Consider the following 14,324-nt stretch of genomic DNA (forward strand, 5'->3'; position numbering starts at 1 on the left):
AGGGATTAAGGAAATCGGGGTGAATGCTGTGAAGCGTCTAGCAAGACGGACGAATTGGGCTGCCATCGTTGCCCTGTTCATACTGGTGATCAATCTTTTCCCCTTTGCAGCTTTTGTGCATGCAGAGTCTGTGGCGCCTGGCGACGTGCGTCCAGGCGCAGTCCAGCCGGGAGAGATCAGGCCGGGAAATATTTCGCCAAATGACATACAGCCTGGTAGTTTTCAATGGGAAACAGGAGAGATTTCGCCCGGTGAGATACAGCCGGGGAGTCTGGATGTAGGAAACACCCGTCCTGGCAATGTGACCCCAGGCGTGATCCAGCCAGGAAGCGTCAGTCCCGGCGATACCCAACTGGGGAACGTCAATCCGGGGGATACCCGTCCCGGTAGCCTGACCCCAGGCAGTACCCAGCCAGGGAGCGTCACACCGGGCAGCCTTTCCGGCAAGGGCGATTCCAAAGCCTACGACTATGTAAACTGGTCGATCAACAGTGCGTTCGGCGGCAGTCTCAGCATGGTGGCCGACATGACGGAAGGGAATGTAGACCCGGCTACCTTTGCCAGCATGCGCAGCCTGTTTTTGGTCGAGCTGGGCGTCAAGGCGATCGACATTCATCTGAAGGACACTTCCTTCGACTGGGTGAGCGGCTTGCCTGTCGACGGCTTCGACGCTGCTTCCGCCTGGATGAATTTCAAGTTCATCAAAGACACGGCAAGCGGCCTGCAAGTGACAGGACTGGTCAAAGGCTTGAACGTCGCGACAGCAGGAATCAGTCTGGTGTTTGACAGCATCGACACCTTCACGAACTTTCAGGATGCCTTTGATTCAGGCAACAGCCAGTCTGAGCGCATCGACTATGCGATCGACGGAACAGGCAGCTTCGGCAGCACGCTCATGGATGCCGGGGTCATCGCCGCCATGATTCCCGGAGGGCAGACGGCCGCTGTCGTGCTTGTCTCAGTCGGCGGCGTTCTGTGGGTAGGCAGCAAGCTGGCGAAATGGGGACGCAAGCTGTTCAAACGGTTCGCCTAGCGTCTGATACTGGTCGTGACTGGCCGCCAAAACGTTAGATGGGAATGAGTCAGAGTGAAGCATCCGATCAAAGAAAGCTTCCTGTTTTATACACGCAATATCGAGTCCATGCTGCTCTTGTCAGCGGTCGTCGTTCTGCCTTTTTTGCTCATTCACAATTTTACCGTCAACTATATCCACTTTATCGCTGCCTTGACGGGCGGGCAGGTGGTTTCCGCCTTTTTCAACCTGTTTTTGCTGCTCGTGTTTTTGACAGTCGTGCAGCTTCCGTTTGCCCAGTATGTGCAAAGCGAGCTTGCGGGAGAGGAACGGCCGATTCGCCAGGCATTGCGCACGTTTTTGGACCAAGGCTTTGCCGTGTTTGTCTTCGGGATCGTCTACGTCCTGGCCGTGTCTTTTGGCATGATGCTGTTTTTTGTGCCGGGGATTGTCATCCTCGTGCTGTTTTACTTGACTCCTTATTTGACGGTCATGAAAAAACAGCCGGTGCAGCAGAGCTGGAAAAAGGCGTTTGCGCTGGGGAAAAAGCATTTTTTCTCTATTCTCGGCGTGATTTTGCTGATTAGCGCCATCGAGTGGGGCATCAGTGTGATCGGGCTGTTTACCGTCACGTACATTACGACCAGCTTTGGCGCGGTTTTCTTTACGCAGATTTTGCTGAATGTCATTTTCTTTCCGCTGATGGCGGTGATGCTGACGATGTATACGCACAGATGGATGAGTGAGCCAGCGACTGCGGAGAGCGTGGATACCGGGAGGAGGGACACGGCTTGACGACAAAAGAAGCGAAAAGGCAGCGGTTTTGGAATGGGATCGCGATTGTTTTGTACGGCGTGCTCCTGCCGCTCTGCTGCCTGCTCATGGTAGTGGGGGAGACGATTCCGTATCCGCTGCTGCTTGTCTGGTTTGCGCTGCCCTATATCGAACAGTCTGGCATGGAGTACGCACGCCGCAAAGAAGTGAAGCGGTAGAGACGACGCCAAGCGAATAATCATGGAGGGGGAAACGACATGTCCAAGCAGGAGAAAAACTGGCAGCGTTTCTGGAAGTTCATGCTGCTTTATTTTTACGCCCTGATTGTGCCTGCGGCGATCATCGGCGCCATTTACCGGGGAGACTTTCCGATCCAGCTGGTCATTTTGGCGATCGGGCTGCCGTTTATGAAAAAAAATCATCTGGCTTTTCTCCGGAAGAAACATGCGTCTGTTTAACCGTACGCCCAGGCAGTGGGTGATGCCGGGCGCAAGACAGGGCCGCGCGAACGCGAGGAACGCAGGAAAGCTGTCGCGTCTGCTGTCCGGGGAAAAAGGCTCGGTCACGATTGAGTTTCTCGGGATTTTGCCGCTGCTTTTTCTCATCATGCTCGTTTGCTGGCAGTTTTTGATCGGCGTGTACGGGGTGATCGCCGCGCAATCGGCTGCCAATGAGGCGGCAAAAGTATTCGCCATCACCGGGAGCGAGGCCAGTGCACTGAACGCCGCTGAAAAAGTGTTAGCCGGAGCGGGTGGCGGCATCGGCTTCGACAGGGGAGAGTCGTACATCGAGACGACAAGTGACGGGTACTTCAAAGTCATGGTCGGCGCGAACCTGGAAATCGCCTTTTTGCCGGATATTTTGACACAGAACATGGATGAGGCGGACAAAAGGATTTCGTTCCAGCGCGAGATCACGAGCAGGGTGGTTCACTAGATGAGAGACTGGCTGGCGTGTTTGCGGAATGAACGAGGCAATGTCACAATCTTTACGCTTACGATCTTTATGCTCATCATGCTCATCTTGTTCATGGCGCTGTTTAACCTCTCGACAGTCTTCGTCGTCAAGGAGCAAGCGTCAGACAGTGCGCAGCAAGCGGCGCTGGCGGCGGTCAAGCCGATCTACGACGAGATGGAAAAGGCACTCGTTCGCTACGATCGATCTCCCATGCGCCTGAAGGACGAGACATACATCAAGCCGTTCGTGGATCAGGCGGAAGCCGCTATCCGCGCGAGCCATCCGGATTGGGCCAGGAGCGAGGTGCGGTACGAAGCGATTGACCAGGTGCTGGGAAGCTGGCTGCCAGCAAACGTGGAGCTGCTGCTGTATGTGCAGGCGGGTCTTGCAGAAGCAGCCCCGAAGCTGCGGGATGTCGTCGTCACGGTCCTCGACGCCAATCACGCCACAGTGCCCGGTTCGCAAATTGTCGTCACCGCGGATGAGCGCATTCAGGTACAGACTTCTGTCCGCTTCCGCTCCACTACGTTTGACTTTTCCTTCATGCCTGACCCGAAGCACGAGGAGGAAGTGTACCAGACGGGATCGAGCAGACAGATTGGCTTTCTCCATGCGGCAGGAAGCTTTTTTCTCAGTTCTATCACGCTGTAAAGGAAAGCACGGTTCATCTCGTCATATCCGATGATGCAGAACATACACACGACAAGGAGGCTATGACCGAATGCACAGTAAGTACAGGCGAATGCTCGGCCTGGTGAACAGCTTGATGACGGCACTGCTGCTGTGCGGCTGCACCCTTGGCGCATCTGGAGCAGGGCCGCGAGTGGGCGAGGTGAAATGGCCGCAAAACACGCAGGAGTTGATTGCGGAGCAGCCCGGACAGTTGGCGGGCACGCATTTTTACCTCGCCCAGCATCCGCATCGGCCGGCTATTGCTGCCATTCTCGACAAAATGCCTACTGTGGTGGATGGGATGAACGAAGCGTATTTGCAACTGTACTGGAATCAGCTGCTCGCTTTGTTCTCCGAAGACTACCTCAGTCCGCAGATGGTTGTGGATCGCTGGAAAATGGCTTCGTTTGGAGATCCCGGCATCGAGGATGCGCGGTTTCAGTTTCGGGAAAATTTTAACGTCGAAATCATTTTGGACGCGAGCGGCAGCATGGCCGGGAAAATGGGAGACAAAACCAAGATGCAACTGGCCAAGGAAGCGATCAAGGAATTTGCCGAATCACTCCCGGAGGAAGCAAACATTTCGCTGCGCGTCTATGGACATAAAGGGAGCAATGCCGATGGAGACAAACAGCTCTCCTGCTCCAGCAGCGATCTTGTCTATCCGCTGCAATCGTACGAGCCGAAGCGGCTGGACCAGGCGCTTGCACTGTTTGAGCCGACTGGCTGGACGTCGATCGCCCATTCTCTCACGCTTGCCCAGCAAGATTTGGCCGCGTTTTCGGCGGATAAAAACACGAACGTCATCTACCTCGTCAGCGACGGCATCGAGACTTGCGGCGGCGATCCGGTGGCTGTAGCCAAAGAGCTGTCCCAGTCGCAAATCATGCCGCTCGTAAACGTGATCGGCTTTGACGTGAACGCCGAAGGGCAGAAGCAATTGAAGGCGATTGCCCAGGCATCGGAAGGCTTGTATGCCAACGTGACGAACCGCGAGCAATTCAAAAGAGAGCTGGAGCGGGCAAAAGAAATCGCTCAAAAGTGGGAGCAGTGGAAGCGGGACGCCCTGACGGAAGTAGGCGAGGTGCTGATCGACCGCCGCAAGTGGATCGACGCCTACAACCGGGACTGGTACGAGAAAAGCTGGCGGGAGAGCTTGAATATCGGAAGCGCGATCGAGTATTTGGCGGCAAGCGGCAAGATCGGCAACCAGGCCAAAGCGCATTTTACGAAGCAGAGACAGGACAGGGAAGCGTTAGCCTCGCAGGCGAAAGAAGAGCTTACCGATTATTTGGTCAACCTTACCAACAAGACTTATCAGGAAATGAAAGAAGAAATCGAGGAAAAATACAGTGGAAGCTAATAGAAAGTCCCGTTGCCTGAGACGGTGTGTCTGGCAACGGGACTTTTTTGCACGAAAAGCAGTCTGGGGCGTTTCTGCCGGAGCAATCGCACGGTGTTTCGCTTTCGCTGCATGCAGGCGGTCGGTCGACCACATCAGTCATAGGTGAAGGTGACGACCTGCTTCAAGGCAGTATCGACCCCGATGGCGATTGCGTTGTGGCCGTCTGAATAGTAAAAGTAGCGCTTGAGATCGTTGTCTGTGGCCTCGGAAGTCCGAACGAGCTGAAAGTCAGCCGTGGCCAGCAAGTTTTGCGAGCGCACGAAGTCGGCTGCGGCTTTTTCCAGATCGGCTTCAGCGATCGTTTTCGTCGCTTTCTCGCCGTCCTTGCCGATCACGTCAATCGAGAGCGAGAGAAGCTGCTTTGTCTTTGGCTCGATGATCGCGTGGTAGCCGGATATATCTCCGCTTTTCGGCTCGCCGCGAAGCAGGGCGTGAACGGGCACTCCTTTGTAGATCGGCTCGCCAGTGGCGGCATCGATCAGTTTGGCAGGGTCTTCAAGTGTAATTTCCCGATCGGCGGTATCTACCGTCAGATGATAATACTGACGAACAGCGCCCGCAGCGATTTGCGCCGCTTCTTCTTTTCCCAGCCCCTGCACCTGTTCAGGTGTATTGGGCTTGGAACAGCCTATGATAAACAACGCCAGGATGGTCGTCGCGAGTAAAAAGGTTGCCAGTTTTTTCATGGGTCAAGCCTCCGTGCCTGTTGCGTAATCTTTTCTTATCCTAACAGGAAACGGGGCCAGGAGATATCGATTTTCCTTTCCACTACCTTACGATGTTGTAAGTTTGCAAAGAAATAGGGCGGACAGACAGGACATGAGGGTTGAAAAGACGAAAAATTCAGTGTACGGGTGTTTTGGTGAGCGAGAGCAATTTTGTTGAATCGAGGAGGAGAAGCGCTATGAGCACGAGTACCATTACTGCCCTGGAGTTGAATGAGGCCATTCAAACGTATGTGCGGACGGAAACGTTCCCTGTGGGCATTTCGATCATTCGCGAGGAAGCGGCATTGCCGACAAAGGCAAAGCGACCGCAGCAAGACTTGGGGTACCCGATCACGATTTGCCAGGCGGTCGGCTTTTCGCGACGTTATGGCTGGAGCATTGCCATGAACGGCGCAGATCTGTCCTGTCCGATCGCGCAGGTGGCGTTCGGCTACGAGGAACAACCTGCGTTTTACACCGAGGGCCATCTCGCTTGCGGGATGTACACAGACTCGCTGGAAACGGGAGCGAAAAGCGAGGCGGATGTCCCGAAATTTTCGGCGGAGGAAAGCGGCTACTACGTGTCGTACCCACTGGAGCGGGCGCAGGTCGAGCCGGACGTGGTTGTCATTTACGGAAACGCGGCACAGGTGATGCGGCTGGTGGCGGGAATGCTCTACAAGCGCGGCGGCTCGATTCCGTCCACTTTTTCCAGCCGGGCGGACTGTGCCGATATTGCGATCAAGCCGATCCAGACCGGACAACCGCAAGTGATCGTCCCCTGTTACGGAGATCGGCTGTTTGCCCAGACGCAGGACCACGAGATGGCGTTCAGCTTTCATTTCCGCGATGCAGCCGAGCTGGTGGAAGGGCTGGCAGCCACGCAAAAAGGCGGGATACGCTACCCGATCCCGTCCTTCCTGCGCTATCAGGCAGAGTTTCCGCCGACCTACCAAAAGCTCGCTGGTCTGTTCGGAGAAAAAAGTTAGCCTTTTAGCCTGTTCAATTGGTGCAGATGGTGGCGATAGTGCATCTCTACAAGCGCAAACCACTCCTGCGCATTCAAAGGTCCGAAGCGAGGGTGTGCGACTTTGTGGTGTGTCGGAATATCCTGCAAGGTCGGCTCCAATTCTTGCATCAGGCGCAGGACAGTGCGCAAGCCGTCGTGCAGTTGCTCTTTGTTCTCTGGCTGCTTGGGTGTATATTGGGGCGAAGCAGGAACGTGGATGCGGATAGGCGGTAAGGAGCCTTGGGCAAAGATCGCTTGCCCGTCCTCAGACATTTGGGCGTCCGGCTGGATGACTTCGGGCGCGCCTTTTCTACACGCTTCGATGTTGGCGAGTTGCATATAGAGGGCCGATTGGATCAGATGCTGGTACATCTGGCCGATGGACCATTCCTCTTCGCTTGGCTTTTGCAGCAGACGGTCCATGTCAAATGCTTCGAGTTCCTGGATGTACAGATCGGTTACTTGTTGCATGCTGTGCATGATTTCGGTTGGATTCATCTTGTGGTCAGCTCCTCTTTCATTCTTTGTCACAAGCATACAAAAACGCTACTGACAACTGTATGTCAGTAGCGTTTTAGCAATTTTTCCGCTTCCTCGCGAATTTTTTCACGGAGGGATGGCGGTTCGAGGACGAGCGCATTTGCCCCCAGCCCCAGAACCCAGTCCGAGATTTCCTCCAGTTGCCGGACGCGCAGCGTGACCAGCACTCCGTCCGGATGATCGGCCATCTCTTCTATATAAAAGGACTTTGCTTCCAGCACCTGATCGGCTATCGCTGGCTGGACGAGCAGGCGGACTTCGAGTGTGCGGTTGTCGGGAGGCTTGTAATCGTCAAAGGAAAAATGCTCCGGGAGGTCAAAGCTGTCTTCGAGCATGGTCAGCCCGCTCATGCGGGACAGGCGGAACCTGCGGATGTCCTGGCGCAAATCGCAAAAGGCGAGCAAAGTCCACACGCTCCGAGCCAGCACAAGCCCGTAGGGAGCCGCATCGCGCACGCTCTCGCGGTTGCCGTCTGTCTCGGGGATCGTTTTGCGATAGCGGAAGCGGACTTTGCGGCGATGCAGGATGGCTTCGTGGAGCAGCTCGGCATATTGTTTTTCCCGCTCGCGCTGGTTGGCTTCTCCGATATCGAGCAGGCGAAAGGTCGAGCGAATCCCCTCTACTTCTCGGATAAATTCCTGCGACAGAAGCGCTTCGACTTTGCGTTGGACACCGCGGGCGCTGTGGCCGTAATTTTTGCCAAACGCCTGCTCGACCAGGTCTGCGCCGATCAGCAGCGCGACGGCTTCCTCCACCGTAAAGCGAACGGGCGGCAGAAAAAAGCCTTCCATCAGCGAGTAGCCTTGCCCGGGCGAGCCGACGACAGGGACCCCTGCTTCGCTCAACGCCTGCATATCCCGGTAGATGGTCCGCACGCTCGTCTCGAATGTCGCGGCCAAATCTTCCGCGCGCAAGGTGCGCTTGCGCTGAAGCTCCAGCACAATGGCCAGCAGGCGGTCTGATTTGTTCATGCATAGACCCCATTTCCAAAAACGTTTCTCATCCCCATTGTAGTTTTTGCGTCGAGCGAACAAAAGCCAGGAATGAACTTTCTGCCGGACGGTCGTCACGCCGCGCCATGTCGTGTCGCGCCGTCAACGCTATCGCTGCAAGTATTGCCATGCCATAAGACTAATCTATAACGCTGTTACTGGCACACATATTTCGCAATAAGGATTGGTCGTGATATCGCCCGTATATTTTTCCAAAATGGGCTTGCTGTCCATCGTGTATCCTTTGCTGTGGAGAGCAGGAAAAATTTCAGCATACGCCCGCTGGATGTCCTCTGCTGTATGCTTGGCTTCGAAAACGAGGTAATTCCCGCCCGCAAGCTCGCCTTCGCAAATGGAATCGGCATCGTCCAACTGATAATTTGCGGAGAGCACAATGCAAGCATCAAATCGGCAGCTTTCAGGAGCGGTTGTCTGTGGGTTATCTTGTGGAATGGCAAACAGGATAGCCGATTCCAGAAGCTGTTTCTCCTTCGCCCATTTTTTTAGCTCCTCCATTACTTCCACATTGGCAGGACCGTATGGACCGACTCGCCGCATATACGCAATGCGATAGGGGGGAATAGTTTCGACTTTGCATTTCATGGATGGTACTTCCTTTCTTCGTGGATTTGGTTGCGTATTGACTGTAGCATGTTCTAAAAAACATTTGCATTAATTTTTAGAATTTTTTGTAAATTTTAAAATGATGATTTTCACGGAACATCAGCATGAAAAAATGGATAGGGTTCAGATGTTCTCTGAAGCCTATCCATTGTTAGTGCTAGACGTGCTATACGGTATGCCCTACACCAGATTTTCCGGGTTCAAGCCTTCCAGCTCTGGCAGCACGAAGCGGCCGTCTTTTCTGATCAGCACGTCGTCAAACCAGATTTCGCCTCCGCCGTATTCCGGACGCTGGATTTGCACCAAATCCCAGTGAACAGAGGAGCGGTTTCCGTTGTCCGCTACTGTGTAGGCGTTGCCAGGCGTGAAGTGGAAGCTTCCGGCGATTTTTTCGTCGAACAGGATGTCCAGCATCGGATGCAGGATGTGCGGGTTGAAGCCAATGGCAAATTCCCCGATATAGCGAGCGCCTTCGTCGGTGTCGAGAATGTCATTCAGCGCTTTTGTATTGGAGCTGGTCGCTTCGACGATTTTTCCTTCTTTAAAAGTGAATTGCACATCGGTGAAGGAAATGCCGTGGTAGTTGGAAGCGGCGTTGTAGAAAATGGTGCCTTCTACAGAATCGCGAACAGGCGCTGTGTACACTTCGCCGTCCGGGATGTTGCGCTTGCCGTCGCATTTGACAGCGTTGATGCCTTTGATGGAGAAGCGCAGGTCGGTTTTTGGCCCGACGATGCGGACGCGGTCGGTGCGCTCCATCAGTTCTTTCAGCGGTGTCATCGCTCTGGACATTTTCGCGTAGTCCAGGTTGCAGACGGAGAAGTAGAAGTCCTCGAAGCCTTCCAGACTCATATTGGACAGTTGCGCCATCGATTTGTTCGGGTAGCGCAAAACGACCCAGCGTTTGTTTGGCACGCGTTCGTTTGTGTGCACTGGCTGATACAGGACACGGGAGTAGATGCCCATCTTGTCTTCCGGAACATCGGCAAATTCGTTGATGTTGTCGTAAGCGCGGATCGCGATGTACGCGTCCATGTCTTTCATGCGCTCGTATTCGTATTTGGCCATCAATGCCATATGCTCTTCGCTCGTTCCTTGGTAGAGCGCGCGCAGCACTTCCTGGTCTTTCAACGTTACCAATGGCAGAGCGCCGACAGCGAACGATTCGCGAACGAGCGCACGTACAAGCTCAGGTTGCAGCCCTGTGTTTTCGATCAGGACTTTTTCCCCTTTTTGCAAATTGAGAGAGTAGCGGACGAGGCGGCTAGCCAGTTCATTGATGCGTGGATCTGCCATATGTACGACCTCCATATAGTAAAAAAATTTTTATTAATCTCATTATCGCACAGGAAAGCGCGTGCCTGCCAGTATGTTCGTGCAGTATTTACAGGCAAGCCTGGTAGATGGCGACGACATCTTCCGCATGCAGTTTTCTGGCGCTCGGCAGATGTCCGGCACCGCGTCCGCCAATCGTAATCGCTTCTTCGGCCATTTTTGGCAGCGCGTCCTGCGTTACGCCAAAGTCAGAAAGCCGCTCGGTGATGCCCATGCTTTCATACCAGCGGGCAACAGCCGCGATGGTTGCGCGCGCTGCGGCTTGCTCGTCTTCCTCGGTAACTCCGAAGCAGTGTCGGCCCATGCGCGCCAGTCTCTCTGGACGCTCCGGCAAAATGACCTGCTCGAAATAAGGAAGCGAAAGAATCGCCAGTCCACGCCCGTGTGCCATGTCGTAAATGCCGCTCAACGGGTGTTCGATTCCGTGCAGAGGCATTCCGGCGCCGCGCCCTGCATTGGCAAAAGGACTGATGCCAAGCGTGCTTGCCCAGAGCAAAGTGGAACGTGCCTCTTCGTGATCCGGTTGGCGAATGGCGGTAACGGAGTGCTCCGCAACGAGCCGAATGAGCGTTTCCGTGATCCCGTCCTGCACATTCGTTTTGTCTGCGCTGATCAAGTATGTTTCAAACAGATGCGAGAAAATATCTGCGCATGACTCTGCCGTGACGCGTGCGGGAACGGTAAATGTGATCGATGGATCGAGAATCGCGATTTTCGGATAGAGGGCCGGGCCGTTTATGGAAGATTTCTCGTGTGTGTCCCAGTGGGTCAGGACGCTGATATTGTTTGCTTCCGATCCGGTTGCAGCCACAGTGGGCACGGTGAGAAGCGGGAGCGCTTCCTGCACGGGCACCAGCCATTTGCCTGAGCCGCTCGGGTTGCCGCGCATGTAGTCGTAGATGGGCCGCCCGGAAACGGCTGCGGCGGCAATGGCTTTGGCTGCATCCATAACAGAGCCTCCGCCCAAGGCCAGCACGAAGTCGCATTGCTCTTCGCGGGCAAGCGCTGCTCCGGCATCGACGGTCGCTGTGCGCGGATTCGGTTCAATTTTGTCAAAAAGAGTATAGGCTACTTGCGCTTCTTGCAGGAGCGTAATGGCGCGGCTAAGCAGACCTGTGCGCTTGGCTGCGCTGCCACCTGTGACGAGAAGCGCTTTGTTACCGAGAGTTTTCGCTGCCTGGCCCAAACGCGCAAGTTCGCCCATGCCGAAGTAGATATGGGTAGGAAAAGATACTTCAAAGGGAAACATCTGATATTCCTTCTTTCACGTGTAGGTTGTACCAAAGACAGTGTAACATAAAGACAAAAAAAGAGCCTTCTTGCAAAAGCGAAGAAGGCTCTTGGCATTTGGATCAAGCCACACGAAATCTCTCGCTGATTTCATGCAGCCGCGTGGACAAAGCGAGCAGCTCGGAGGCCAGATGGCGCGACTTGGCTACGGATGAAAGCTGTTCCTTGGAGGCGTCGAGCATCTCTTCTGTGCTGCTTTTCGTTTCCTGCGAGATCGCGAGGAACGTAACCAGCGTGTGGTCGACATCCTGCATGCCTTGGGTAATGTCGGACAGCCCTTCTGTGGCTGCGCGCAGCTCCCCGGTCGTCCGGTCGACGGCCTGGCGCAGATGGAGGAAGGCGGCTTCCGCTTCTTCCAGCTTTTGCACGCTCTCCTGGAGCTGGGTGGAAGCTTGGGAAGTTTCGCGTGAGATGGAAAGCGTCTCAGTCTGAACCGAAGCCATCAGGCGGTTGATTTCAAGCGCTGCCTTTTCCGATTCGTGTGCGAGCTTGGCGACTTCGCTCGCTACTACGGCAAAGCCGCGTCCGTACTCGCCGGCCCGTGCCGCCTCAATGCTGGCATTCAGGGCGAGCAGCTTGGTTTGCTTCGCCAAGTTTTCGATCAACGAAACCGCGTGCCCGATCGACTCCGACTGCTCTTGCATGTTTGCCATACGGGTGTCCAGTTGCTTGTACGTTTGGAAAAAGCGCTGGAAGATGACCGTCAACTCGTCGATTCTGCTTTGGCCGCTGTGCGTGACCGATTCCATCTGGCCGCCTGCTTCGATCACACCCGCGATTCGTGCAAACAGCATGTCGATGGAAGCACGCATCCGTTGAAAAGAAGCACTTGCCTGTTCGGTCGAAGCGGCTGTTTGCTCTACGCCTTTATTCACCGTGTCCAGGCGGATGGAAAGCATCGACGAGCGCTCCCCTGCCTCGTCAGCGGTCTGCCTGATCTCGATGCCGCCGCGATTCAACTCCTGAATCATCGACTGGAACTCGGAGATGATGAGGTGCATCTGCTCGACCATATAATCGAAGTGATGCGAGATCGCTCGGATTTCCGGCCCTTCCTTTTCCAGAGCGGAGCGCTGTGTCAGATCGCCGGCGCTGACCTTTTGGATGGCCTGGATCAATGTTTGGAACGGATTCGTAATACCTCGCACAATAAACAAGCATAGTAAAACAGAGAGGACGAGACTTCCTGCAATGGCAAAAAGGATCAGTCTGGTCGTTTCGTGCAGATGGACTAAATATTGCTCTTGCGGCACGTCGATGACGTAGACGAAATTTTCTTCAGGTGAATGAGTAAAGGCCAAAGTATGTATCGTCCCGTCAATCGGGATGTGGATGACGCCGTAGCGTTCGGCTTCCAACTGATGCGCGTACTCAGGCGGAACGGGGATCGCTCCCTGCTTCGTCACGTTGGGAATCGGCTGAAACGCGCCGCTGCGCACGACGTATTGCTGAACATCGAGGCCTTCCTGGGCCAAAGAATTTTTTTGCTGCAACAGCTCGAACTCCAGCCTTTTCAGATAAGTTTCCTCGTCGGTGACAAAGGCGAACTTCAACAGGGAAATTTTTTCCGTCGTCTTGTCCGTCTCCGAATCGAGTCTGGCTTCCATTTGGGCGATCATGATTTTTTTGGCCTGCGTGTAAAAAGTCCCGCCGATCGCTGCGAAAGAGAGGAGCAAAAGGCAGAACAGCGGCACGGTCAGCTTCGTATGGAGCCGTGCGCGTCTGTGCCAGTGCGTAAATGGGGCTAGTAGTTTGCCAAAGATAAGGTGCGTCTTCATCCGATGTCCCCCTGATTATATGGATAGTCGTGGAGTCCTGTGACTAAGGACTATTGTAAAGAGCGGATGTAAAGCCAGTATGGATAACGTGTAAACGAATGTTAACGAAAACTTAACAACGATTATGCAACAATTTCCGAACGTTTGTCGAATCGTATTCACGCATTTTTCGTTGATAAATGCGTATGATTGTGTTTTAATGTAGTTGAATCGTTCGTGAATTAATCGTAACTCAACCTTTTTATCTGGGAAGGTGGCTCCTACAGTGGAAAAACAGGAACAACTCTACGAAGGTAAGGCGAAGCGTATTTATCGGACATCTGTGCCTGATCAATACTGGGTAGAGTACAAAGACGACGCTACAGCATTCAACGGAGAGAAGCGGGCGCAAATCACCGGAAAAGGTGAGCTGAACAACCGTATTACCGCTATCTTTTTCACCATGCTAAAGGAAAAAGGCATCGACAACCATTTTGTCCGGCTGCTGTCTGCAACAGAGCAAGTAGTCCGCAAAGTGGAGATCATCCCTTTGGAGGTCGTTGTCCGCAATATCGCGGCAGGTTCACTTGCCAAACGTCTTGGCATGGAAGAGGGAACTGTTCTCCCGCAGCCAGTTGTTGAGTTTTACTACAAGGATGACGCACTGGGCGATCCGTTGGTAAACGCCTCCCATATCAAAGTGTTGGGAATTGCGAGCGAAAGTGACCAGACGACGCTTGAGCGCATGGGACTTGCTGTCAATGAGGTTCTCGTACCTTATCTGGCCGAGCGCAATATTACGCTGGTCGATTTCAAACTCGAATTTGGAAAAACGCCGGACGGGGAGATTCTCCTCGCCGATGAAATATCCCCGGACACATGCCGTTTCTGGGACTCTGTCACAAAAGAGAAGCTGGACAAAGACCGCTTCCGTCGCGATTTGGGCAATGTAGAAGAAGCGTATCAAGAAATGCTGAAGAGACTGGGAGGAGACGTACATGTTTAAAGCTGTTGTTTATGTAACCCTGCGCGAGAGCGTTCTGGACCCGCAAGGCCATGCAGTAAAAGGGGCTTTGCACACTCTAGGTTTTGACGAAGTAAACAATGCGCGTATCGGAAAGTACATGGAACTGGAACTGAACACGGCAGATCGTGCGCAGGCAGAAGAGCGTGTACGTGAAATGTGCGAAAAGCTCCTGGCTAACACGGTGGTTGAAGACTATCGCTTTGAGATCGTGGAGGGCTAAGGA

At 54.0% G+C, this 14,324-nt stretch carries 17 protein-coding genes; 10 read left to right on the forward strand and 7 right to left on the reverse strand.

Annotated features, from left to right (window positions below; genetic code table 11):
- Positions 1–28 precede the first annotated feature (28 nt).
- The 7 genes from M2298_RS19675 to M2298_RS19705 all read left to right on the forward strand — a co-directional run bounded on the left by M2298_RS19675 (position 29) and on the right by M2298_RS19705 (position 4,778).
- Positions 29–1,033, forward strand: a complete 1,005-nt coding sequence (locus M2298_RS19675; protein ID WP_280648988.1) for a hypothetical protein — start codon at positions 29–31, stop codon at positions 1,031–1,033.
- Between the two features lie 54 nt (positions 1,034–1,087).
- Positions 1,088–1,807, forward strand: a complete 720-nt coding sequence (locus M2298_RS19680) for a hypothetical protein (RefSeq protein ID WP_122965584.1) — start codon at positions 1,088–1,090, stop codon at positions 1,805–1,807.
- Positions 1,804–2,004, forward strand: coding sequence for a hypothetical protein (locus M2298_RS19685; protein WP_242772824.1), 201 nt, complete (start codon positions 1,804–1,806; stop codon positions 2,002–2,004). Before M2298_RS19680 ends, M2298_RS19685 begins: the two co-directional genes overlap by 4 nt.
- Before the next feature lie 39 nt (positions 2,005–2,043).
- Positions 2,044–2,244 (forward strand): hypothetical protein, encoded by a 201-nt coding sequence (locus tag M2298_RS19690; protein ID WP_173599444.1) that lies wholly within the window; start codon positions 2,044–2,046, stop codon positions 2,242–2,244.
- Positions 2,231–2,722, forward strand: a complete 492-nt coding sequence (locus tag M2298_RS19695; RefSeq protein ID WP_233454107.1) for a TadE/TadG family type IV pilus assembly protein — start codon at positions 2,231–2,233, stop codon at positions 2,720–2,722. Before M2298_RS19690 ends, M2298_RS19695 begins: the two co-directional genes overlap by 14 nt.
- Entirely contained in the window at positions 2,723–3,394 is a 672-nt protein-coding gene (locus M2298_RS19700) for a Tad domain-containing protein (RefSeq protein ID WP_173599445.1), read from the forward strand.
- 70 nt (positions 3,395–3,464) lie between these two features.
- A complete protein-coding gene (locus tag M2298_RS19705) occupies positions 3,465–4,778 on the forward strand; it encodes a VWA domain-containing protein (protein ID WP_280648989.1) in 1,314 nt (437 codons plus the stop codon).
- A 134-nt stretch (positions 4,779–4,912) separates the two neighbouring features.
- On the opposite strand, the gene M2298_RS19710 is transcribed toward M2298_RS19705, so the two are convergent.
- Positions 4,913–5,506, reverse strand: coding sequence for a hypothetical protein (locus M2298_RS19710; RefSeq protein WP_122965579.1), 594 nt, complete (start codon positions 5,504–5,506; stop codon positions 4,913–4,915).
- A gap of 218 nt (positions 5,507–5,724) precedes the next feature.
- On the opposite strand from M2298_RS19710, the gene M2298_RS19715 reads away from it, so the two are divergent.
- Positions 5,725–6,516 (forward strand): DUF169 domain-containing protein, encoded by a 792-nt coding sequence (locus M2298_RS19715; protein WP_217365751.1) that lies wholly within the window; start codon positions 5,725–5,727, stop codon positions 6,514–6,516.
- On the opposite strand, the gene M2298_RS19720 is transcribed toward M2298_RS19715, so the two are convergent.
- The 6 genes from M2298_RS19720 to M2298_RS19745 all read right to left on the reverse strand — a co-directional run bounded on the left by M2298_RS19720 (position 6,513) and on the right by M2298_RS19745 (position 13,095).
- Entirely contained in the window at positions 6,513–7,034 is a 522-nt protein-coding gene (locus M2298_RS19720) for a DinB family protein (RefSeq protein WP_122965577.1), read from the reverse strand. The two genes, M2298_RS19715 and M2298_RS19720, sit on opposite strands and share 4 nt — an antisense overlap.
- A 65-nt stretch (positions 7,035–7,099) precedes the next feature.
- Positions 7,100–8,047, reverse strand: a complete 948-nt coding sequence (locus tag M2298_RS19725) for a helix-turn-helix transcriptional regulator (RefSeq protein ID WP_280648990.1) — start codon at positions 8,045–8,047, stop codon at positions 7,100–7,102.
- Between the two features lie 165 nt (positions 8,048–8,212).
- A complete protein-coding gene (locus M2298_RS19730) occupies positions 8,213–8,671 on the reverse strand; it encodes an AraC family transcriptional regulator (RefSeq protein ID WP_173599449.1) in 459 nt (152 codons plus the stop codon).
- Positions 8,672–8,872: 201 nt separating this feature from the next.
- Positions 8,873–9,988 (reverse strand): aminopeptidase, encoded by a 1,116-nt coding sequence (locus M2298_RS19735; protein ID WP_122965574.1) that lies wholly within the window; start codon positions 9,986–9,988, stop codon positions 8,873–8,875.
- An 88-nt stretch (positions 9,989–10,076) separates the two neighbouring features.
- On the reverse strand, positions 10,077–11,276 hold the full coding sequence (locus M2298_RS19740; RefSeq protein WP_173599450.1) for an iron-containing alcohol dehydrogenase: 1,200 nt from the start codon (positions 11,274–11,276) through the stop codon (positions 10,077–10,079).
- Positions 11,277–11,379: 103 nt separating this feature from the next.
- On the reverse strand, positions 11,380–13,095 hold the full coding sequence (locus M2298_RS19745; RefSeq protein WP_217022624.1) for a methyl-accepting chemotaxis protein: 1,716 nt from the start codon (positions 13,093–13,095) through the stop codon (positions 11,380–11,382).
- Positions 13,096–13,360: 265 nt separating this feature from the next.
- Between M2298_RS19745 and purC the strand changes: the two genes are divergently transcribed.
- Positions 13,361–14,080, forward strand: coding sequence for a phosphoribosylaminoimidazolesuccinocarboxamide synthase (gene purC / locus M2298_RS19750; RefSeq protein WP_122965571.1), 720 nt, complete (start codon positions 13,361–13,363; stop codon positions 14,078–14,080).
- Positions 14,073–14,321, forward strand: a complete 249-nt coding sequence (purS, locus tag M2298_RS19755; RefSeq protein WP_122965570.1) for a phosphoribosylformylglycinamidine synthase subunit PurS — start codon at positions 14,073–14,075, stop codon at positions 14,319–14,321. Before purC ends, purS begins: the two co-directional genes overlap by 8 nt.
- The last annotated feature ends 3 nt before the right edge of the window (positions 14,322–14,324 follow it).

The organism is Brevibacillus sp. 1238, from assembly GCF_029892995.1.
In the GTDB taxonomy this organism is placed as follows: Bacteria; Bacillota; Bacilli; order Brevibacillales; family Brevibacillaceae; genus Brevibacillus; species Brevibacillus parabrevis.